Raw genomic sequence first — 20951 nt, forward strand, 5'->3', positions numbered from 1 at the left:
AGTACCTAACGAACTATCTGGGCTGGCGCCGCCTGCTTGAGCGCTACAAAACACAGCTCAACCCATTGATTTGCTTGAAAGAGGCGTTGGGGTATAGGGATATGCAACAGTTAACTCAGACATAGCCAAAGGAAATGCCCCGATCAGGAGTGGAATCCCACGTCACGGTCGTTATGATTCGTTCCGCAAAGCAATCTGCCCGGCACTTGCCACTCGATGCAGGGCGAAATCGGACGTAACCAGAAGGAAATAGATACGTGGCGACCATTAGCAGAAAGACCATCCTGGCACTGGCAATCGCAGCAGCATCCAGCGCTCACGCAGCACCGGCACCCAGTCAGATCAACGTCAGCGGCAGCACCCGCATTGAAGTCGCAACTGGCAACTTCACCAGCATGACGCTGACCGGCACCGCCAACCGCAACGCTGGTGAAGACGGCATCGACTTCGACGGCCCGCAGATTTCGGGCAACTTCGTGAACGATGCGAACTTCAACCTGAGCGGGAACAACGTTGATGCCATCGGCATCGAGGACGATTCCGCTGATGGCGCCATCGGCGGTAGCTTCATCAACAACGGCACCATCAATGCCAACGGCTACAACGCTTCCGGCATCAATATCGCAGATACCGTGATCGGTCAGAGCGGTGTGACCGACGACGCCATCGGCAATGTGGTGAACAACGGCACCATCAACGTGACCGACACTTCCGGCATCGCCCCTGTCGATGAACAAGCAGCCATCATGCTGGAGAACGTCCAACTGTCTGGCGACGTGATCAACAAAGGCACCATCAGCGTCCAGGCCCGCAACGCCTCGGGGATCAAGGTGGACGGCCAAGACCAAGACCCGACCGACACCGTGAAGTACGCCACCATCGACCGCGACGTGGTGAACACCGGCACCATCAGCGTGACCGGCCAGAATGCTCGCGGCATCGAGCTGAGCATGGTCAACTTCGGCCAGGACGTTGAAAACGGCGGCACCATCAACGTGAACGGCGACGATGCTGTGGCCATCCGCATGGACCGCTCTGACTACAACCGCATCCTGAACACCGGCACCATCCGCGCCCAAGGTGCCAACTCCATCGGCATCGAGAGCCGTGAGTCGTTCGGCAACAACGCCCTGAGCCAAGGCATCATCAACAACGGCACCATTGTCGCTGATGGCGTGGGCATCAAAGTCACTAACGACCTGCTGCAAACCGGCCCTGGTGAAACCAGCAACGCCAGCAACTTCTACCGCATCACGCAGAACGCCGGCACCATCCAAGGCGGCGACTCCGCCATCGACGGCAACGGCCAAACCATCCTGCACCTGAACGGCGGCACCATCATCGGTGACATTGAAGGTATCCGTAATGCCTTCGTGAACGGCAACGTGGCCATCTACTCAAGGCTGATCGAGGCCAACAAGCTGGATGTGACCGCTGGCAAGCTTTACATAGCGGAAGTCACCAACGTGACTGGCGATATGTTCGTCCGTAACGGTGCCGGCCTGAGCCTGTTCGTCAACAACAGCACCGACCCGAGCAAGGCCATCGTCGAGGTGGACGGCAAGCTCACCCTGGAGCAGGGTAGCGTCATCGGCGTGACCACCAATCCGGGCCAGTTCACCAAAGAAAGCACCAAGTACGTGCTGGTGAGCGCCGACCAACTGGAGAACCTGGGCGCTCAAGTGAAGACCCTGACCCCTCTGCTGGCCGTCACCAACGTCGCGTTCGAGAACAACAGCGTCACCGCCAACATCGGCCTCGCGACTGGCAGCCAAGCCGGTGAAGGTCTGGCGAATGCCGGCGTAGACCGCAACGGCGTCGCTGCAACCAAGGCCTTCATCGACAGCGTGCTGGCCAAGCTGCCGGTGAACAGCAGCCTGTATCAGACCTTCATCAACGCCAACGATGCAGAACTGCGCCAGCTGGCACGCCAGCTCCAGCCGGAAACCAACCGTGCAGCGCAATCCGCTTCGCTCGCAGCGACCGGCCTGACCAACTCGGCCATTGGCAGCCGTGCTTCTTCGCTGGGTGCGAACTCGGGTGACGCGCTGATCGAAACCGGCGCGTGGGTCAAAGTGCTGCACGGCAACAGCGACCAAGGTGAGCGCGGCGGCATCGCCGGTTACGACGCCGACTCCACCGGCCTGATCATCGGCGCCGATGGCAAGCTGAACGAGCAGACCACTCTGGGCCTCGCCCTGAGCCATGTTCGCACCGATGTTTCCTCTGACACCGGCAACGACACCGATGTGGCCACCACACTCCTGACTGCCTACGGCGCGTGGGAGCAGGGTCCGTACTCGGTTATCGGTAGCCTGTCCTATGGCCAGAGCGACAACGAGTCGAAGCGCTACATCGCTGGTGAGCGCGCCAAGGGCGACTACGACTCCAATGTCCTGGCAGCCGACCTGAGCGCTGGTTACACCATCAAGCTGAACGAGAACCTGGACCTGATCCCGACTCTGGCAAGCCGCTACGCCAAGGTGCAGATCGACAGCTTCACCGAGAAGGGCACCCAGGCCGCGCTGCGCACCGGCAGTCAGTCGCTGGAAGTCTTCGACGTTGGCGGCGGCTTCAAGCTGGAAGGCGTCTACGGCGACTTCAAGCCGAGCGCTCGCCTGATGGCCTTCCACGACTTCGCCCAGGACTCGGCTGATACCACCTCGGCCTATGCACTCGGCGGCGCCACCTTCGCGACTACCGGCGCTCCGGCGACCAAGTGGACCTACGAAGCTGGCGTTGGTCTGGACTGGACCAAAGGCAACTACACCATCGGCGCATCCTACGACTACACCCGTAAGGCTGACTTCAACGCCGACACCATGACCCTCAAGGCCCGTTACGACTTCTAACGGCACGCTTGGGATGAACAGACCCGCCTCTGAGGCGGGTTTGTTTTAAGGGGAGAGCTACCCATGAATGCAGTTCGAAAGCAGCTTTTTCGTGCAGGCCTGCTGGCCAGCATTACTCTGGCCACCGGGTGCGCGATGAAGCCTATGGACCTAGCGCGAGTCAGCGAGGGCAGTGGTCTAAAGCCGGTTGCCGTCAAAACGTCGCAGTTCACCATCCAGACCCTTCAACCCGCAGCACGACAAGAACAACGCCTTCGCGTGTACATCGAGGGCGATGGCCGCGCCTGGATCACTAGCCGCACCGTGAGCGATGACCCGACACCAGTAAAGAGCTTGGTGCCGGGATTGGTCGTTGCAGACCCAGCACCAGCAGTCTATCTCGCCCGCCCGTGCCAGTTTGTCCTCGGTGCCAACTGCAAACAGAAACTCTGGACCACGCATCGCTTCGGCAAGGACGTGCTTCAAGCCGCAAGCGAAGTGCTCGACACCCTCAAATCCCAATATGGGGTGCGAGACTTCGAGCTGGTCGGGTATTCCGGTGGTGGCGCCATCGCACTGCTGTTGGCGGCAACCCGGACGGACGTTTCCCTGGTGCAAACCATCGCCGGCAACGTCGATCCGAAGGCTTGGACTGAGCTGAAAGGCCTGACGCCGCTTTCAGGGTCAATGACCCCTGTCGATTTCGCCGATAGGCTTGCCGCCGTACCACAGCGACACCTGATCGGCTTGAACGACACCGTTGTTCCACCAGAGGTAAGCCAAGCCTACATGCTCAAGGTCCAGCCTCATTGTGGCGAGACGGTCTTCGTTGACGCCGACCACTACTCCGGGTTCCAGTCAGCCTGGGCCTTGTACCGAGACAAACCAGTTAAGTGCGAGCCTGATCCTGGCTCAAACGTGAAGTGAGGTATTGATGAAAGGCCTAAGCAATCCATTGGCAATCGCGGCAATGCAGCGTGCTATAGCCGCTGCCCGAATTGGCCCTGCGCCGAGGCCAAAGTACAGCAGCCGCACCGCTGACAAGTTCGTGATTCGCGGCTTCGATGAGCTGTTCGATGAGCTGGCTGCTATTGGCAGGCACCAGGGCCGCAGCCTGAACTCGGAGTCAGTCGCGGCAGTTCTGGAGGCCCTGGCGGGGGTGAAGCGAGCCGCCGCAATGGTCAACATCCTCAAGGCGCATCTGGGCGAAGATGTAGCTGCACGAATCCTGGCTGAGGTCCCCAGCTTTGACTTGGCCAAGTGCAAGAGCCCGAGAAAGTTCGTGATGAGGCTTCCGCCCAGCGTCCGAGACACCATACGTGAGGGCGTAGTGAACGCTGTTGCTGAGCAGAGCACCGGCACCAAGTCGATGAATACATGGCTGCTCGACGCACTGGTGGACTGGATCAACACTCAGCGCCAGCAGTACGCCCTGCTGGCGGCCTCTATCGCGATGGAGCAGTGGGCTCTTACTGGACCTCAGTAGGGGCTATGGATACGGGCTCGGAAGGGGGAGCAAGAGAGGGGTTCTGTAGGTCAGAGGAAGGTGATTCTGTGTTTATGGGCTGCGGACCAATCTGTTGGTACTTCGCCATGATACTGACCGCACCTAACAGGCGAACCCCAACATGGTGCAGTTACTTCGCAGCATTAGGCGTGCGGCTCGGATGCCCAGAAAGAACAAAGGCGCCATAGGGCGCCTTTGTTCTGTGACCGAGTTTTCTACATCATCCATGACCACTGCTCGATCACTGACTACGCAATCGCGTATGGGCATTCTCGGCGATTTCGAGGCTGCTGACAAATCAGCGGCATCCAGGCGGCGCTAAAGCAGCGTGTAGCACGCAGACTTGAACTTGGACTCGATGCACAGCTCGCGTCTAACCACCCCGTGCTGATCCACCGTTTTCATCGTGGCCACGTCACCGGATGCACCAGTCACAGCGCCCTGGACCTGAAAGACACCCTCCGTTGTCTCAACCGAGGATGAGCTTGAGAAGGCGCTTTCGTGAAGCTGTATCCGAACAACGGAGCCTGCCGGCTCAAAGGGTGGGGGCTGGAGGCGCAGCAACTGGCTTGGACGGTAACGATCCAATGACGGCAACGATCAGCGCAACCCCACCCAGCATGAGGAAAGTACGGCGCCGAGCCAGCCGCACGAACGCAGCCCGTTCGCCTGGGCTCCCGTGCATCATCAGCCACTCGGGGTCCGCGTGCATCCCTCGAATGAAAGGGCTTCTGAGCACACTAGCAATCAGGCGCTTGTTCTTTTCGTCTGCCCTATCGAGCTTTGCTTGTGCTTCCATTGTCACTCCAATGTGTTGATAGCTGAGAACCGGGATCAGTCGCTGTCTGGCGACGACTGGAAATGTGAGAGCAGGGTGTTCGCGCTGCCGGCGTTACTCAAATCGCCACCCGCTGGTAAAACCGGCTGGTTGAGAGCAAGCGTTCCAAAATCCTTGCGCTTCGGCATGTACCTTTTGGCATTCTCGATGGAGCGCCACCCAACGTGCTCCATCAGCATGGTCATATCCCAACCCGCTCGTACCGCCCAGTCTGCGAAGCCGTGGCGAAGGGAGTGGGTACTGAAATGGGGCTCACCGGGGAAAAGGGCGTTAGCCACTCTGTTGATGATGTGGCCAATGCTCTGCTTGTGGATTCCGGTTTCGGCCAACCGCCCCCAGCGGTTGATTGAGCGAAACACCAACCCCGAGGTGATGCCAGAGGCCTGAATCCAGTCGATATAGGCGGAGGCAGGGCAGTAGGCCCTTAGCGCTGGCATTTCGTATATGCGCCCGCTTGCGTCTCGATCTGTCTTGCTGTGAGACAGGAAGATGCTGATCCCATCGGTGCGGCTTGCTTTCACGTTCTCAACGGCGACCCGGCTCAGCTCATCGCTTCGGAAGCCCTGCCAGAACCCAACCAGGACCAGGGCGAGGTCGCGATGAGTGCGAAGAATGCCCCCTTGATCGCCCGCCTGAATGGATGCCATTTTCTCGGCTTCGAGCTGGTCGCAGATGGCGAGCAAATGCCTGAACGTCAGAGGGTATGCCTGTTTGGGGCGATCCTGGTGCTCCTTGGCAATTCCCTTCATGGTCTGCTTGACCGCAGAGCTGGTAGTCGGGTCGAAGAAGCCCTGCTGTTTATGCCACTTGGACAAGGCCGACAACCGCTGCCGCAGGGTGCTCACTTTCAAGCTCTGCGCATAGGTGGCCAAGTACCGGCAAACAGCGTCTTCACCGGCAGGCAAAAACCCACCCCAAACATAACGGTAGTGGTTGATGTGGGTTTTGTAGGTTCGCTCGGTGTTGGCAGACTTGCCGCTCTGACGGTAGCGGGCAGCCAGTGCCTCTGCATCGGAACCCGAGCGCACCTCCCCAGGTGGGTTAGCAGGTGCTTCGGGTATGGATGCTGTAGAGGATTTCATGGAGGGCAAAGGCAGCTCAGTGATAGGTGCGCTGAGTATAACGCCGTGGCCAGGGTATCCAGCCGGCAAGGCCAGCACGATCCTCAATCTTGAAACTGGGAGGCGAGGACCGCTGTGACGGCCTCAATCGCCCATCTGGGGAGTGAACTGGATGATCCTGTTGGCGTAGGCCTTTTCGAAGTCGGCATCGGACAGGCGCTGAACCTCGTCAATTGCGCCAATGGACTTCACAGCGCTGATCACAGAAGTGTCGAATTCAGCGTTGCCAGACGGGCGAGTCAGCACCACGGAATCGACCTTGCCCTCGCGAGTCATCTTCATCTGGATGAGAGCATTGAGATTTGCCGATGAGCCTGCCGGCTTGTACCACTTCTCAGAGATACGCTTGGCCAGGATCGAATCGACATGCTCGATGGTCAGCTTTGGGGCTCCAGCTGGTACAACTGCTATCGGCGCCGGAATCTCTCCACCGGCATGGATAGAGGCATCAGCGAATGGGTTGTCCACCTCAAGCGCCAAGTCCTGTCCAGCCGGCTGCTTACCAGAACTGGCGCCAACAGGAACTACAGGCACCTCCGTCACGCCTGGAGCTGGACGATCTACAGGGGAGGCTGGAGCAGCGGAGCCGGCTGGGGGCAACTGCTGAGTTACGGACGAAGGCTGAGCGGCCTTCGGGCTGGTCGCGCTATTCAGCTGCGCTTGACCCAGTTTGGAGTCCGTAGACTTCATTGCCATCATGGCCTTGGCCAACTGCTTGCGGTCGATGTTCAGGACGTTGGCCATCGCTGTCAGGCCTATGTCCAGCTCATCAATTCGGGATCGATTCTGGTTGGCGATTTCGAGCTGTTCGGTGAGCGAGACGTTTTGCTTGCGCAGGTCAGCCACCTCGGTAGACAGCGAAGCAATCTTGTTGCTGTTGGGAAGGGCGCTAAGCACTGCCGATGCAACGCTTACAGCGAGTGCGCCGGCACCAAGTGCCAGCGCGATGTAGGTCAACTTCGATTCGTTCAAGGGGCGCATCCTCCGCAAGCCAGATGCAGCGACTCTACGCCGGCCCTATACAGCTCATCATCCCAACTGCATGCAGTTTCTCAGCGAGACTACCTGTCACTGTTCTGGAGGAACCTTACGGCGGTCGGATACCCCTCGGCAGCAGCCTTTTCAATCCACACCCGACCTACATCGAAGCGCTCCAGGTCGTACTGGAGCACCCCGTAGGTGAACATGCTCTCAGGATCGCCAGTCAACGCCGCGTCAGTTATTGCACTGAACCCGGATGCCTTGGAAGCCTCCCAGTCATGCTTCAACAACCACACCGCAGCAGCTGGCTTTCCCTGCTGAGCAAGCTCCCTCATCGCAGGCAGTAGTTCTTCGACCATTTCGGCCTCAGACGACTTTTCGAGGTAATCCAGGAGTGGCTGCTGGCCAAATGTCCCAAGCAGGAACAGGGAGTACAAAATCAAGGCGTGGACGTAGAACGCGACCTTCCTGCTGGGGTTGATTCGCAGGATGAAGACTTCATTCTTCGAGAAACCCTCGCTCACGCCATTCGCAAGCGAGCGCTCAGTGGTGTCAGTTCCCATAGTCGTTTTGCGCGGAATTATGTAGCAAACGCACAAGACTAATCTGCCACGATCAAACCAAAATACCCCTGTTTCCATCTCGGACAGGGGTATTTTCATGGCTGAATCACATGTAGTTTCTGGCTTGGTCGCCAAACGGTCGGAAGTCTCCGGCCTGATCTCGCACTATCAGCACGAAATCGCTCGGCTACAGGGCGATATGCAGCATCTCGACGCCACCATCAAGCTATTCGACCCAGAGTATGACTTGCGCACCATCCGACCCAAGCAAGTACGGCAGAGCAGCCGGCTGTTTGCCAATGGTGAGTGCCACCGGCTGATGCTGGAGGCGCTGCGCGAGATGGGTGGGCAAGGTAGCACCGGCGAGATTGCCCAGCGCATTCATGCCTGCAAGGGTTTTGAAGAGGATGCACTCAAGGCTGTTCATCATGGCCTGGACGCGGTGCTGCGTCGCGCCGCCAGTTCTGGCTTGCTGGTGAAGGTTGGCCGCAACGAGTCCGGCAATCTGTGGAAGCTAGCTGATCTGGCTCAGTGAACCAGATGTTCCATCAGGCGCTTGTTGCCTTGCCAGTAGCCGCCAAAATCTCGCGAGGTGCGCGTCTCGGCGCACTTCATCAGGATGTCGAAGAACATCTCGCCGTTGCTCATGCGGCGATTGTCTTCCCGGTAGGCGGCTTCATTGGCGTAGTGGTTCAGGTACATGATGCCGAACTTGTGTACCTGGCCGTACTGCATGCGGCGGAAGCGCGAGAAGTAGCTTTCGGCCATGTTGGTGGTCACTCCATCGTCCGAACGGTATTCGACCTGATGATTGACGCGATTGGTCGGGAAGTAAGCGTGCAGGGGGTCGTAGGCTGGCGCTTCGTCAGCAAACACAGTTGTTCCCTTGCGAATGAAGCGACCTGCCAGCTTGAGCACGCCAGCCTGATGTTCGCTCTTCATTACAAATGTCAGAGTGCGCTTGCCGCCTTGGCCTGACTCAGCACGTGAGCGCATCACGAACACGCAGCGCTTATCTGCTTTCTGATTCTCGGCCAAGCGACGGTCCACACGGTCGGCCTTTTTGTTCTTCGGGCGCACATGCCCGTTCACATAGGCCCCATCCAATTCCACCTCACCGTCCAGTTCGGTTTCATCGCGCTGAGCCATCAACGACTCCCGAATCTTGTGCGCCAGCACGAAGGCGGTCTTGTACTGCACGTCCAGATCACGCGCCAGTTGCAGGGCCGACAAGCCTTTCACGGCATTGCAGTAGATGGCAATGGCGGCTAGGTAGACCTTCAACGGCAGCTTGTGGCTGGCGAAGATCGTGCCGGACGTGACCGAGAACGTGTGGTTGCAGTCGCGGCAGCGCCACTGGCGGCGGGTCTTGATGAAATAGTGCTTGGCCATGCTGCCGCAGCACGGGCAGATCGCGTCGTGATGGCCCCAACAGCTCTGCTTGAACATCTCGAATGCCTGATCGTCGCTGAGCGAATAAATCTTGCGCAGCGACAGGGTGCGAGCTTGGGCGGAGAGCAGGAAGTGTTGTGACATGGCAGCAACTCGTTTCTACATATATGTGGATTATATGCCATATCTGTGCCTTATCGAACTTATATTTAGGGAAATATCCCTTTTGTGGTAGAGTATTCTTCATAAATAGCGAGGTCGCCATGAATGAACAGACTTGGAATCAACGCGCCACCAACCTACTGAAGTCGCAGATGGTGCTGGCGGGAGTGAACTACGAGGAGCTGATACAGCGGCTGGCCGCAATTGGCGTAGACGAGAGCTACAAGGGCATTGCCAACAAGATCAACCGGGGAACGTTCAGCTTCGTGTTCTTCATGCAGTGCATGAAGGCGTTGGGCGTTAACGAAATTCGACTGTGAGCCGACTATGTATCAAGAACTGACAGACCGACTGACCAGCGGCGTAGCACGCTGTGTCACCGAAGAAGAGGTACGATTCCTCTGGCTGAGTGAACTGAAAAGCGCGCTGGGCGTGCAATTTCAGGCTGAACGCGAACGCAACGATGCCTACTACAACGGTGTTGTCATCGAATTCAAGAATGCGGGCTTATTTGGCGGAAAGACCAGCAGTCCCGCCTTCAAGGAGGCGGTGTACGACCGTCTGGACAAGTACATCAAGCGCCGTTCAGAGAGTGAAGGCGAAGACTCGGCAGATTACATCGGGATTGCGACAGACGGCCGCCATGTCGCCTTCGCTTTCATGCAGGACGACCAGATTGTGCATCGCCACCTGATGCCGATCTGCGAGTCATCGGTGTCGTTGGTCGCACAGGCACTGAAAGATGCCAAGCGCCGTGCAGTCACCCCAGAAAACCTGATCGAAGATTTCGGCCACATGTCGCCAGCCGGTGCGGGCATGATGCAAGCGCTGGCTGATTCGCTCATGAGCCAGTTGGCCGCGAAAGGCCCCAACAAGATCAAGATGCTATTCGAAGAATGGCGTCACCTGTACGGCCAGGTGGCCGACTTGTCGGCCAACCAGGTTGATGACATCTTGCGCAGCATTGGCTTTAACCTGACCTGTAAGCAAGCAAGCAAGCAAGCAAGCAACAGCATCATTCCGGTCGCACTATTTGTCATTCACACCTATGACTCTCTCCTCATCAAGCTGCTCGGTGCCGAAATCGTCTCCATGCTTGGCGACCATACTGCCTACAAGGGCTTTGCTGAGGCTGCCTCGGTGCTTGGCGATGTCGAGCTGACTCAGCGCATTGCCGCCGAGATCGAACGTGGCGAATTCTTTAGCCGCGCAGGGATTCAGGGGTTTGTTGAAGAGGCCATTTTCAGTTGGTATCTCGACGCTGCTACCGATCCGGCACATGGAGCCGACATCTGCCGTGGCCTGCGGCAAGTTCTGGTTGGCCTGGCGATGTACCGCACTGACAATCTGACCGTTGCCCGTTCACGGGACGTGCTCAAACACTTCTACCAAGACTTGGTGCCCGATGCGCTGCGCAAGAGCTTGGGCGAGTTCTATACCCCGGACTGGTTGGTAGAGGTCACGCTCGACAAAACCGGCGTCTCCGACTGGACTGATAAGCGCTTCCTCGACCCGACCTGTGGTTCTGGATCATTCCTGCTGGCAACGATCAAGCGCATTCGCCAACAGGCCGAAGCGGCGAGTTGGTCGCAAAAAGCCACGCTGGAACATATCACCCGTAGCGTGTGGGGCTTCGACCTCAACCCCTTGGCCGTACAAGCGGCGCGGGTCAATCTGCTGATTTCCATTACCGACTTACTGGCAGCCTGCCCTGGCTCTCGCATTGAACTGCCTGTTCTGCTGGCTGATGCGGTGTATTCGCCCGCTCGCAATCCAGATAGCGACGAAGACACGGTGGAGTACACCATCGGTAGCCAGGTCGCCAACCTGAAAGTGACCTTGCCTGCGGCATTGGCGCTGGATCGCAAGCGCCTCGATGCGGTGTTCTCGACCATGGGGGAACTGGTCGAAGCAGATACCGACTACCCTGATGTTGAACAGAAGTTGATCGCTCGTCGCCAGTTAAGCCAGGAGGAAGCTGACTCTTGGCGTCTCCCTCTATCGGAAACCTATGGGCGGGTGCTTGATCTGCATCGCAAGAACTGGAATGGCATCTGGTTCCGCATCGTGCGCAACTTTTTCTGGTCGGCCACTGCCGGAGAATTTGACGTGGTGATCGGCAATCCGCCGTGGGTGCGTTGGTCGAAGCTGCCAGAGTTGTATCGGGAGCGAGTCATGCCAACCTGCCGCGACTATGACATCTTCTCCAGTACGCCGCACCATGGTGGTAACGAGCTGGATATCTCCGCGATGATTTCATACACGGTGTCCGACAAGTGGCTAAAGGAAGAAGGCCAACTGGCCTTCCTGGTCACGCAGACCCTGTTCCAGTCTCCCTCATCGGAAGGCTTCCGGCGCTTCCGCATCAAGGATGGCTATAACCTGATCCCCGAATCGGTAGACGACCTCAAGTCGCTTAAACCCTTCCCGGATGCGGCCAACAAGACGGCCATTTTCGTTGCAAGCAAAAGCCGGTCGCGTGTTCCGAGCTACCCGCTCCCCTACTATGTGTGGAATGCCGCGCCTGGGGCCAAGAAAGTCATTTCGGCGTCACTGGACAAGGCCGCCGCGCTGTCCGGCGTGATCATTGACCAGCAAGAGGCCACCCCCGTTGGTGGTGAAGGCTCTCCGTGGGCGGTACTGCCGGTTGGGGAGTTTGCCTCGATGGCCTGCCTGACCGGACAAAGCGAGTGGGCGCAGGGCCGCAAAGGCGTCACCGTGGACTTGAACGGGATCTATTTCGTGTCCGTCACCCGCGTCAGCGAAGACGGCAACTTGGTGCAGATCGAAACCCGCCCCGAGGCAGGCAAGACAAACATAGGTCCAAAGCAGCGTCACTGGATTGAGCCGGACATGCTCTACCCGTTGCTGAAAGGAGCCAGTGACTTTTCGGCTTGCTACGTTAGCCCGAAAGACGAACTGTATGCGTTGGTGCCGAACCGTGGCATTACCAAGGAAGAGTACGATGGTGCCGAAGCGCTGATCGATGCCGAAATGCCACAGTTAGGCCGCTATTTCACGTCATTCCGCGAGCTGCTGGCCCGCCGTTCGACCTATCGTGGGCGGATGCCTAACGCACCGTACTACGCCGTCTACAACGTCGGAAACTATACCTTCGCGCCATGGAAAGTGATATGGGCAGAGCAGAAGGATTTCTGCGCCGCCGTCGTGTCCACTGCTACCGTACCGGGTGCTGGCGAGCGGGTTGTCGTGCCCGACCACAAGTTGTTCTTTGTGGATTTTGATGCGGCAGAACCGGCGTACTTTCTGTGCGGCATGCTGAATACTGCGAAAGTGCGCCAGTTCATCGAAAGCCACGTCATCAAGACCCAAATTGGCAACGTGTTCAAGCATCTGAGCGTGCCGCAGTTCGACGCGAAGAACCCACGGCACCGTGAACTGGCCGCACTGGTCGAGCAGGCACACGCCGAACACGATCAGGCTAAACGGCAGGTGCTGCTGGCGAAAATCAGCGACCTTGGCAGTAAGCTGCTGTAACGGCGACATTCAAACAGAAGTGCAAGAGGGAGGCCGCATGCGACATGACGACATTCGCCATCGTTACCGTTAGCAGTTCAAAACAGGACGGGGAGTCGATAACAGCGTGCCGGATAGCTGGCTGTCGGATATTTCCTCCCTATGCGCCAATGTCGATGTGCTGATTCAAGGCGAACTACGTGAAGGCTTTCATTGGCTGGATATCAAGGAAAAGCATGGGATGCTGTCGGTGTCTTATGCGGCTCCGGGCGCACTGACGGACGCGATTGATGCCTTGGTCGATGCAGCGGACACGGCTTGTCGCCAAGACGGGGGCCAGCCTATTTCGCAGAGGACGTACTGACTGCGATGGATTCAGCCCCTCATTAAATGCACAAAGCCCGCGATTTTGCGGGCTTCTGACTTTGTGCGTTTGCTACATAATTCCGGTTTTGCGCAATCTGTCAGTGAATATCGCTGCTCAGCGAATCTGGTCGAAGCTACCGTCTGCTTGCCAGCAGTATTCGGTGTTGAGCTGAGTTTTTACCCAGTCCTCACGCAACGCTCGCTTCAAAAAATCGGGCAGTTGCACACCCCACTTCTGGAGCACTTCATCGAAACCGTCCGCCTCCTGAACCTCCCCGTAACCTGGGGCAAACAAAGAGTTCCACAGCGGGGTTGTCATGGGATCAGTTGCGTCGAACAGGTAGCAAAAGTAGTGAGGACCACTTACGCCCACCTGAAAGCCTATTACAACGATTGCTCGGCCAGCCGAAGTGGTGGAGGGAAGATCAATGGTGTGACGTGACATTAGACCCCCTTGCTCAGAGCAACATCCTGCACCTGATAAGCGCATGCGGGTTGGGCACGCTCAATGGCAGCATTGATACGATCCCAAAGCTCCTTTCCAGACTCGTCGCAACTCTCGCGGCAGGAACCTAGATGGATTTGCCAAATCTTGAGCAGGCTTATAGCGTCTACAGGCAGGTACGCCATTTCAGCATGCTTCGTATCCGAAGGCAGATCATTCATCTTGGCTACATCAGCAGCAAGCTCTTTGCCTACCTGAACTGCCCAGTTGACCCACTCACGCCGCTGCCAATACACCGGCTCATCGTCCTGCGGGACTTTAATTTGATGTGCATTTCCACTGTTGATAGAGGCCATAGCACGAATCGCCTCATCAACCTTTTCGCGGGATACCCTGACTATTGCACTCATGCTGTCCGTCATTCCTTGGTCCCTTTTTCGAGCCATTCCAGCAGGCGCCCGGCAACCGCCTCGCTTACACCCGTTTCAGCGGCTAATTCAGGTGCTGTCTTCTTACGCAGAGCGACTGCAAGCAGATAACGGTAAGCACCCTCAGCACCACCTGGAATTGGCCCGTTCTGCACAAAGTCATCAACGAACGCTGAGTCAGCGTCAGCTAGTGATGCAGCTATGAAGTCTACGGGTTGGTTAGCAATGGACATGGGTGTTCCTGATTTTGGGTAAAAGGCGAGCAGCCTAACAGCTGCTCGAATGCTCGCTATCCACAGGCGTTGCCCGTGGCGCTCATCAATTCATAACGCCTGCTGTATCAGTTGTGCTCGCAACCTTATGTGGTTTCTCTACGAAGCGGCTCCAGGTATCCCGGAACTTACTCTCCAGTTCTGGGCGCGGTGCCTTGTATGTGAAAACATGGACGCCCTTATCCCAGTAGAGGGTCGTCGCTTGCGTGCTTCCTGCATTAGCTTTCATGGCAGCCAGCGCTGTCTCGCTTGGGGTGTTGTAGAGCGTGTACTCAGCATTCTGCTGGGCCACGTCGTTGCGCATAAAGAAGCTGATGAACTCCCGCGCAGCCTCATAATTCTGCGACTTCGATGTGATCGCCATAGTGTCGAGAAAGAACATCGTGCCCTCATCAGGCAGGATGTACTCCAGATTAGGATTATCCTTGATTAGCGCACGGGCATCGCCTTCCCAAGCCATGCTGATGCAGAGTTTCCCTTCTGAAATTGCCTCGATGTAGGCCGCGCTATCAACCATCGCGTAGTGTGGCTTCAAGGAGGTCAACGACTGATCCACTTCCTCAAGTGAGCGCTTCGTGGCGAAATCAAGACTACGACCCTTGTAGTTCATGATCAGCGAATAGACTTCTTCGCGCCCCTCAAGAATGCTGACACCACATGAGCTGAGCTTTTGAACTGATGCCTCGTCAAACATCAGGCCCCAGGTTTGCTCAATCGGGCGCCCAAGCGCTGCCTCTGCCTTACCACGATCAAGTAGCACGCCGACGCGCCCCCAGAAATACGGGGCTGCGTAGCTCAATGTTGGGTCTTGGCGAAAAAGATGGCTGCGGATCAGCGGCTGCGAATCATAGAAGCCTTCGATCTTCGATGCGTCGAAAGGCCTAATGTGGCTCCCACTTATCAGCTCCTGGAGCGTATCGGTAGCAGGCACCACTACATCGAGTGGATCACTCGACTTTATGAGCGCTACCATTTCCTCCCCAGTCTCGTAGGTCTTGTGGTGGACCGTAATTCCCGATTCTTTCTCAAATCGTGCGAGCAGGGCTGGGTCTATGTAGTCATTCCAGTTGGCTACGTGGATTTCTTGGCCGGCACTAACTGTGCCCGCGATGGCCATAATTACGGCAGCCAGAATCGTTGTTGACGCTTTCTTCTTGAACACAAGCACTCTCCGAGGTGAATTGTGAGTTCATCGGAGAATAAAGGCGTCCTCTCGAATGCTTCCATTCAACACGAAGCACTTTGTGTCAGTTGGCCACCACGCCCAGATCACGCGTAGATGGGTTATTGCTCAACGTTGATGGCGTACACCTGAACAGGCTCATCCCCGAAGTGCGGATGCGTCAAAGTCGTGATCCGGTAGCCTTTCCATGGGCGTTTTAGTCTCCGGCTCAGGTCATCCCGTTTGGGGTAGCCGCAAGTCAGCTCGATGGAGTCGTAACACCTCCCCTCAAGCCGCTTTCGCCAGTAGGGCGTCACAAGCCGGAATTCCTCTCGCTTCTCTCCCTGCTTGATTGCTTCGAAATACTCGCTCTTGAGCGGAAGCGTCAACGTCGCCATTGCCACCCCCTTATCAGAACCAGCTGAGTGGTGCCGGAACAGGCACGGCAGCCATGGCTTTCTCTACTGCCGCCCCCAACTCCAGGGTGCCGATTCGAGCTGCGCACTCCCGGTATGACTCAGGACGAACTGGGACAGGGTTCGCCGGGTCATTTGCAGGTTTTAAAAGGCATTCGGCTCGGTAGTGCGCAACATCAGAACTCTGTTCGGGATTCTTCTCCCATGCAGCAAGGGCAGCCTCACCTGCATGGGCCAACTGGACTGAGTTGTTGAAGAATTGGAATCCAACGACACAAACAAAAATCGCGATGGCAGCAACTGAGCTGCGAACAATGATCCGCTTCATAAATTCGATCCCAGATTAGTATTCAGTTGCAGGCACTGCCGGGTGTTCGGCATCAAGCCGCACTCGGCAAGTACGCGCACTTGCCAGGCGATTCTGCAAATCACAAAGCTGTATTTGCAGGCGCTCAATTGCCTCTCCAAGGTGTTTCGCTTCGAGCATCGCACTTCGTTTTGCCCAGCCAATGACCACATCGCGATCAGCGCTGTACTTGTTGTCATACATGAGGTCGCCATCATGCGTTGTGTTAGGCCAGCCAAGGACTTCACAGCGCTTCTCGATAATTTCGGCGCCTTCGTAGGTGTAAACAGGGATAGATGCTTCGAATGTGTCCTCTGCCTGGACCTGGCCGAGAATTTCAGCCGGCGAAGCTTCAGCCAACGCAGGGTAATACTGGGAGAGGATGCGCCCGAAGGCTTCGTTCTCGCGGACCCTGCCGGATACCGGATCGACGACCACAAGGTCATGGACATAACCGCTGCCGATGCAGATGCCTACGCTGGTGACGCAGACGTTGTGTGTGATGCCGTAGGCGTCCTTGAGTGCTTTCCAGCCCATGCCTATTCCCCGTAGTGCTGATGATGATGTTGGGAAACTGATTCAGGTGAGCGCCCTGGTGACACCTGCCGGCGTTTGCTGTCGCTGCGAAGGGGCCTCCTGCCACGCCAGCCAATCCGTTCTGCCAGTTCCGCGTGCAGGACTACCGGGTTCCGCTCAGGGCGCTCACCTGAACCAGTGCGCATCGAGAATAACGGCGAGCCTCTGCTGCTCTCCACCCAACCCGGAACACTTCGGCCCAACCCAGTAGGGGAGCCCGCAGAATTCGGAAAAAATCGTACGCTAAGGTTTTCCGGGCAACCGTAGCGGCCTGAACTTCCCGTCCTCCAGCCTGCGGCTCTGCCGCCAGACGTAATCGCCGGTCAGGTTGATGTGTTCCCAGCCCAGCGGCGACAGGTATTGCAGCAACTCACCGTTCACCGGCTTGCCGACCTCGACCAACCCCTGAGTGGCGCGCTCCAGGTACACCGTGTTCCACAACACAATGGCGGCCGTCACCAGGTTCAGGCCGCTGGCCCGGTAGCGCTGCTGCTCGAAGCTCCGATCCCTGATCTCGCCGAGGCGGTTAAAGAACACGGGGTCATGCCGAGATAAAGGGAAAATTCACTCACTTCGCTCGTAACGTGTTGACGCCAAGAAAGTTTACCAAATAGACCGCACAGCCTCTGATCGTGGACTATCTTTTCTGACTCCTCAGAAAAGGAGTTCCTATGGCTTCATTAGAGCGTACGGCGTATCCCACTCTGCCAAAGGCGTATTCAAAAGCTGAGCTGCAACGTGATTTTTCGTTCTCAGATGATGAGATTAAGTGGGTACGAAGCAAGTCCAAGGCCCCCTTTCACCTCAATCTCGCCGTTCTCCTCAAGACCTTTCAGGTGCTCCGATATTTTCCTGATATCACCGACGTACCTAATCAACTGGTGGACTTCATTCGCGGAGAGTTGGGTCAGCGTAGCAAGGTGAAACTCGCGGAATACAAGTGGTTCCAGCAATATCGCCACATGAACGCGATCCGAGCTCGCCTCGGTGTGACGGCATTCTACGGCTCCGATGCCATGGAGCTCGCCGAGCGGCATGCCAAAGCGATGTCGTTTGTGCTTGACCAGCGCGCCGACATCATCAACTCCGTAATCGAAGAGCTGATCCGCCAGGATTATGAGCTCCCTGCGTACTCGACCCTGAATGATCTTGCTGAGCGAATTCATGCCGAATCCCAAGAGGCAATATTCAACCTTGTAGTAACCAGAACGCCAGTCGAGGTGATCCACAAGCTAAAGGATCTGCTCGATACTGACTTCGGCCGACGCCAGAGCGACTTCAATGCGCTGAAGCAGGCGCCCAAGAAGCCATCTCGCAAGCACTTGGAGGTACTGATCGATCATCTGGCTTGGCTAGAGAGCTTCGGGGATCTGGGTGCCATTTTTGAAGGAATAGTCGACACCAAGATCCGTCACTTCGCTGCCCAAGCCGCGGCGTCGGACGTAGCCGAGTTGAAGGACTGCTTACTGCCGAAGCGCTACACGCTGATGTTGGCCTTAATCTACCGCATGCGCGTGCGGACCCGGGATCACTTGGCCGAGATGTTCATCCGACGGATTTCGACGATCCATAAACGCGCCAAGGAGGAGTTGGAGCAAATCCAGGCGCGGCAACGCCAGAAGCTGGAGCAGTTGGTGGCGACCCTGGATGGCGTGGTGCAGATTCTGGTTCAAGAACCGGATGACCAGGAGGCTGGCAGTCTAATTCGGGAATACCTCTCCCCCGGTGGCAATCTGGATCGGTTGCGTGAGACTTGCGCCGAAGTACAGGCTACCGGCGGTAATAACTACCTGCCGCTGATCTGGAAGCACTTCAAGTCCCATCGCTCGTTATTGTTCCGTCTAAGCCACCTTCTTCAACTGGAGCCCACGACTCAGGATCGATCGCTGGTTCAGGCTCTTCAACTGATCCAGGACAGCGAGAATCTACACCGCGAATGGATCGACGAGCACGTCGACTTGTCGTTTGCGTCGGAGCGCTGGGTCAAGGTCGTTCGCCGTCCTGCCAGTGAGGGGCCACCGACCAACCGGCGCTATCTAGAAGTTTGTGTATTCTCCTACCTGGCCAGCGAGCTGCGATCGGGTGACATGTGTGTACAGGGGTCGGAATCCTTCGCCGACTACCGCAAGCAGTTGCTGCCCTGGGAGGAATGTCTCCAGCGACTACCGGCCTACTGCGAAAAGGTCGGGCTGCCATGCACGGCCAAGGAGTTTGTTGCCTCCCTCCAGACTCAGCTGGAGGAAACCGCGCAACAACTGGACGACAAATTCCCATCTTGCCGAGGGGACGTATCGATTAACGAAGCCGGAGAACCGGTGTTGCGCCGAGTAACGGCGCGAGACACCCCACCTTCGGCCATCTCACTACAGACGGCGCTTATGCAGCGCATGCCGGCCAGGCACGTGCTCGACATCATGGCCAACATCGAGCACTGGATTCAGTTCACGCGGCATTTCGGTCCCATGTCCGGTAACGAGCCGAAGCTCAAAGAGCCTGCCGAGCGCTATCTGATGACCATCTTCGCCATGGGCTGCAATCTCGGCCCCAACCAGGCCGCGCGGCATCTGGCCGGTAACGTCACGCCACACATGCTGTCCTATACGAATCGCCGCCACCTAGCATTGGAGAAGCTGGACAAGGCTAACCGCGAGCTGGTGGAACTCTATCTGCAGCTTGATCTGCCTAAGCTCTGGGGCGATGGCAAGGCGGTCGCAGCGGACGGCACGCAGTTCGACTTCTATGATGACAACCTGCTGGCCGGCTATCACTTCCGCTACCGCAAGATGGGTGCCGTGGCCTATCGGCACGTGGCCAACAACTACATCGCTGTATTCCAGCACTTCATCCCACCTGGCATATGGGAGGCGATTTACGTAATTGAGGGGCTGCTAAAGGCTGATCTCAGTGTCGAGGCAGACACTGTGTATTCAGATACTCAGGGGCAATCGGCGACAGTCTTTGCCTTCACCCATCTGCTGGGCATCAACCTGATGCCGCGTATCCGCAACTGGCGTGACCTGGTGATGTGCAGGCCGGATCGCGGTGCGTCGTACAAGCATATCAACCGCCTGTTCACCGACACTGCCGACTGGCACTCGATCGAAACTCACTGGCAAGATCTGATGCAGGTCGCGCTGTCCATCCAGGCCGGCAAAATCTCCTCGCCTATGCTGCTGCGAAAACTCGGCTCCTATAGTCGGCGCAACAAGCTCTACCATGCGGCCCAGGCACTGGGCAGCGTGATCCGCACGATCTTCCTGCTCAACTGGATCGGCAGCCGCGAGTTGCGCCAGGAAGTCACCGCGAACACCAACAAGATCGAGTCCTACAACGGATTCTCCAAGTGGTTGTCCTTCGGCGGTGATGTGATTGCCGAAAACGATCCGGATGAGCAGCAGAAGCGGCTGCGCTACAACGACATGGTGGCCTCGTCCGTGATCCTGCAGAACACTGTGGACATGATGCGCATCCTGCAGAAGCTGGCCCGCGAGGGCTGGCAGTTCACCGATGAGGACGTGTCGTTCCTCAGTCCCTATCTAACCAGCAACGTCAAGCGCTTCGGCGAGTTCAGCCTCAAGCTCAACCGGCCACCGGAGCCCTGGATCAAGGACTCGGTGTTCCAACAAGCTGCCGGCTCGCTGCGGGTGATCACACCTCGCCAGCTAGATACCGAGAAAACTACATGATCAATGTTCCTCCCGCATCCTTTCGCGTTACACCGTACGGCGAAGTCGATGCGGTGGCGTTGGAAAACCTGCGCGACGGCTTCGACACCTCTCAACTGCTCCGGCTGGTTGATCGATTGGACGCCTGCTTGTTGGAACTGGGTGGAACCACCGCCATTCGCGACGAGCTGCTGAGATTGCATGCGATGGCTCTGACGATGGTTGAGAGCATCGCTCTTACGGTGCCTGCCGAGAGTGCTTGTATCTGGGCAGAAGCCGAATCTCTGCAGACGGATCTTGAGGCGCTGGTTTCCTGGGCTCGCACTGCTCAGCTCATCATTGCGCCGTTGATCAATCTTGCTCCACAGCACGAGGCATGAGCGCTCTCGCCGATTTCGCTCAG

At 57.3% G+C, this 20951-nt stretch carries 20 protein-coding genes and 2 pseudogenes; 10 read left to right on the forward strand and 12 right to left on the reverse strand.

Features of this window, described 5'->3' with window-relative positions; all coding sequences use genetic code 11:
* The 4 genes and pseudogenes from PSOLE_RS23855 to PSOLE_RS17685 all read left to right on the forward strand — a co-directional run.
* Positions 1–125 (forward strand): annotated as a pseudogene (locus PSOLE_RS23855) (IS1595 family transposase); the annotation flags it as partial.
* A 132-nt stretch (positions 126–257) separates the two neighbouring features.
* Positions 258–2852 (forward strand): autotransporter family protein, encoded by a 2595-nt coding sequence (locus PSOLE_RS17675; RefSeq protein WP_074858883.1) that lies wholly within the window; start codon positions 258–260, stop codon positions 2850–2852.
* A gap of 63 nt (positions 2853–2915) precedes the next feature.
* Positions 2916–3758 carry an alpha/beta fold hydrolase gene (locus PSOLE_RS17680; RefSeq protein ID WP_058151442.1) on the forward strand — a complete coding sequence of 281 codons (843 nt, stop codon included), beginning with the start codon at positions 2916–2918 and terminating at the stop codon, positions 3756–3758.
* Between the two features lie 7 nt (positions 3759–3765).
* Positions 3766–4317 (forward strand): Arc family DNA-binding protein, encoded by a 552-nt coding sequence (locus PSOLE_RS17685; protein ID WP_074858880.1) that lies wholly within the window; start codon positions 3766–3768, stop codon positions 4315–4317.
* Positions 4318–5172: 855 nt separating this feature from the next.
* Here the strand turns inward: PSOLE_RS17685 and PSOLE_RS17695 are convergent.
* From PSOLE_RS17695 to PSOLE_RS17705, 3 genes are all read right to left on the reverse strand, one after another.
* Entirely contained in the window at positions 5173–6258 is a 1086-nt protein-coding gene (locus tag PSOLE_RS17695) for a site-specific integrase (RefSeq protein WP_084344051.1), read from the reverse strand.
* 123 nt (positions 6259–6381) lie between these two features.
* The gene (locus PSOLE_RS17700) at positions 6382–7269 is read right to left on the reverse strand and encodes a TonB C-terminal domain-containing protein (RefSeq protein ID WP_074858871.1); all 888 of its coding nucleotides are present in this window, start codon (positions 7267–7269) and stop codon (positions 6382–6384) included.
* An 89-nt stretch (positions 7270–7358) separates the two neighbouring features.
* A complete protein-coding gene (locus PSOLE_RS17705; RefSeq protein WP_169713336.1) occupies positions 7359–7940 on the reverse strand; it encodes a hypothetical protein in 582 nt (193 codons plus the stop codon).
* On the opposite strand from PSOLE_RS17705, the gene PSOLE_RS17710 reads away from it, so the two are divergent.
* On the forward strand, positions 7939–8376 hold the full coding sequence (locus PSOLE_RS17710; protein WP_011911810.1) for a hypothetical protein: 438 nt from the start codon (positions 7939–7941) through the stop codon (positions 8374–8376). The genes PSOLE_RS17705 and PSOLE_RS17710 overlap by 2 nt on opposite strands.
* Here the strand turns inward: PSOLE_RS17710 and PSOLE_RS17715 are convergent.
* Positions 8370–9377 carry an IS1595 family transposase gene (locus tag PSOLE_RS17715; RefSeq protein ID WP_011911811.1) on the reverse strand — a complete coding sequence of 336 codons (1008 nt, stop codon included), beginning with the start codon at positions 9375–9377 and terminating at the stop codon, positions 8370–8372. The genes PSOLE_RS17710 and PSOLE_RS17715 overlap by 7 nt on opposite strands.
* A 119-nt stretch (positions 9378–9496) precedes the next feature.
* Between PSOLE_RS17715 and PSOLE_RS17720 the strand changes: the two genes are divergently transcribed.
* The 3 genes from PSOLE_RS17720 (at position 9497) to PSOLE_RS23860 (ending at position 13236) form a co-directional block, all read left to right on the forward strand.
* Positions 9497–9715, forward strand: a complete 219-nt coding sequence (locus PSOLE_RS17720; protein WP_074858868.1) for a DUF6471 domain-containing protein — start codon at positions 9497–9499, stop codon at positions 9713–9715.
* A 7-nt stretch (positions 9716–9722) separates the two neighbouring features.
* Positions 9723–12893: an Eco57I restriction-modification methylase domain-containing protein gene (locus PSOLE_RS17725; protein ID WP_074858865.1), complete on the forward strand. Its 3171-nt coding sequence runs from the start codon at positions 9723–9725 to the stop codon at positions 12891–12893.
* Between the two features lie 106 nt (positions 12894–12999).
* Entirely contained in the window at positions 13000–13236 is a 237-nt protein-coding gene (locus PSOLE_RS23860) for a hypothetical protein (protein ID WP_139204966.1), read from the forward strand.
* Between the two features lie 117 nt (positions 13237–13353).
* Here PSOLE_RS23860 and PSOLE_RS17730 read toward each other — a convergent pair whose 3' ends face one another.
* From PSOLE_RS17730 to PSOLE_RS17760, 8 genes and pseudogenes are all read right to left on the reverse strand, one after another.
* Positions 13354–13683 (reverse strand): hypothetical protein, encoded by a 330-nt coding sequence (locus PSOLE_RS17730; RefSeq protein WP_074858861.1) that lies wholly within the window; start codon positions 13681–13683, stop codon positions 13354–13356.
* Entirely contained in the window at positions 13683–14093 is a 411-nt protein-coding gene (locus PSOLE_RS17735) for a hypothetical protein (RefSeq protein ID WP_084344052.1), read from the reverse strand. The genes PSOLE_RS17730 and PSOLE_RS17735 overlap by 1 nt, the downstream gene beginning before the upstream one ends.
* Positions 14094–14101: 8 nt before the next feature.
* Positions 14102–14344, reverse strand: a complete 243-nt coding sequence (locus tag PSOLE_RS17740; RefSeq protein ID WP_074858855.1) for a hypothetical protein — start codon at positions 14342–14344, stop codon at positions 14102–14104.
* Positions 14345–14429: 85 nt separating this feature from the next.
* The gene (locus PSOLE_RS17745; protein ID WP_074858852.1) at positions 14430–15545 is read right to left on the reverse strand and encodes an extracellular solute-binding protein; all 1116 of its coding nucleotides are present in this window, start codon (positions 15543–15545) and stop codon (positions 14430–14432) included.
* 122 nt (positions 15546–15667) lie between these two features.
* Positions 15668–15943, reverse strand: coding sequence for an ASCH domain-containing protein (locus PSOLE_RS17750; RefSeq protein WP_074858850.1), 276 nt, complete (start codon positions 15941–15943; stop codon positions 15668–15670).
* A gap of 13 nt (positions 15944–15956) precedes the next feature.
* Entirely contained in the window at positions 15957–16289 is a 333-nt protein-coding gene (locus tag PSOLE_RS23865; RefSeq protein WP_139204964.1) for a hypothetical protein, read from the reverse strand.
* A 15-nt stretch (positions 16290–16304) separates the two neighbouring features.
* Positions 16305–16844 (reverse strand): hypothetical protein, encoded by a 540-nt coding sequence (locus PSOLE_RS17755; RefSeq protein ID WP_074858848.1) that lies wholly within the window; start codon positions 16842–16844, stop codon positions 16305–16307.
* Between the two features lie 282 nt (positions 16845–17126).
* Positions 17127–17420: pseudogene (locus PSOLE_RS17760) on the reverse strand (Tn3 family transposase); the annotation flags it as partial.
* Between the two features lie 134 nt (positions 17421–17554).
* Here PSOLE_RS17760 and PSOLE_RS17765 point away from each other — a divergent pair.
* On the forward strand, positions 17555–20569 hold the full coding sequence (locus tag PSOLE_RS17765) for a Tn3 family transposase (RefSeq protein ID WP_011078035.1): 3015 nt from the start codon (positions 17555–17557) through the stop codon (positions 20567–20569).
* Positions 20566–20928, forward strand: a complete 363-nt coding sequence (gene tnpC / locus PSOLE_RS17770) for a Tn3 family transposase post-transcriptional regulator TnpC (RefSeq protein ID WP_011078036.1) — start codon at positions 20566–20568, stop codon at positions 20926–20928. The genes PSOLE_RS17765 and tnpC overlap by 4 nt, the downstream gene beginning before the upstream one ends.
* Positions 20929–20951 lie beyond the last annotated feature (23 nt).

The sequence above is a fragment of the Pseudomonas oleovorans subsp. oleovorans genome (genome assembly GCF_002197815.1).
GTDB lineage: Bacteria > Pseudomonadota > Gammaproteobacteria > Pseudomonadales > Pseudomonadaceae > Aquipseudomonas > Aquipseudomonas oleovorans.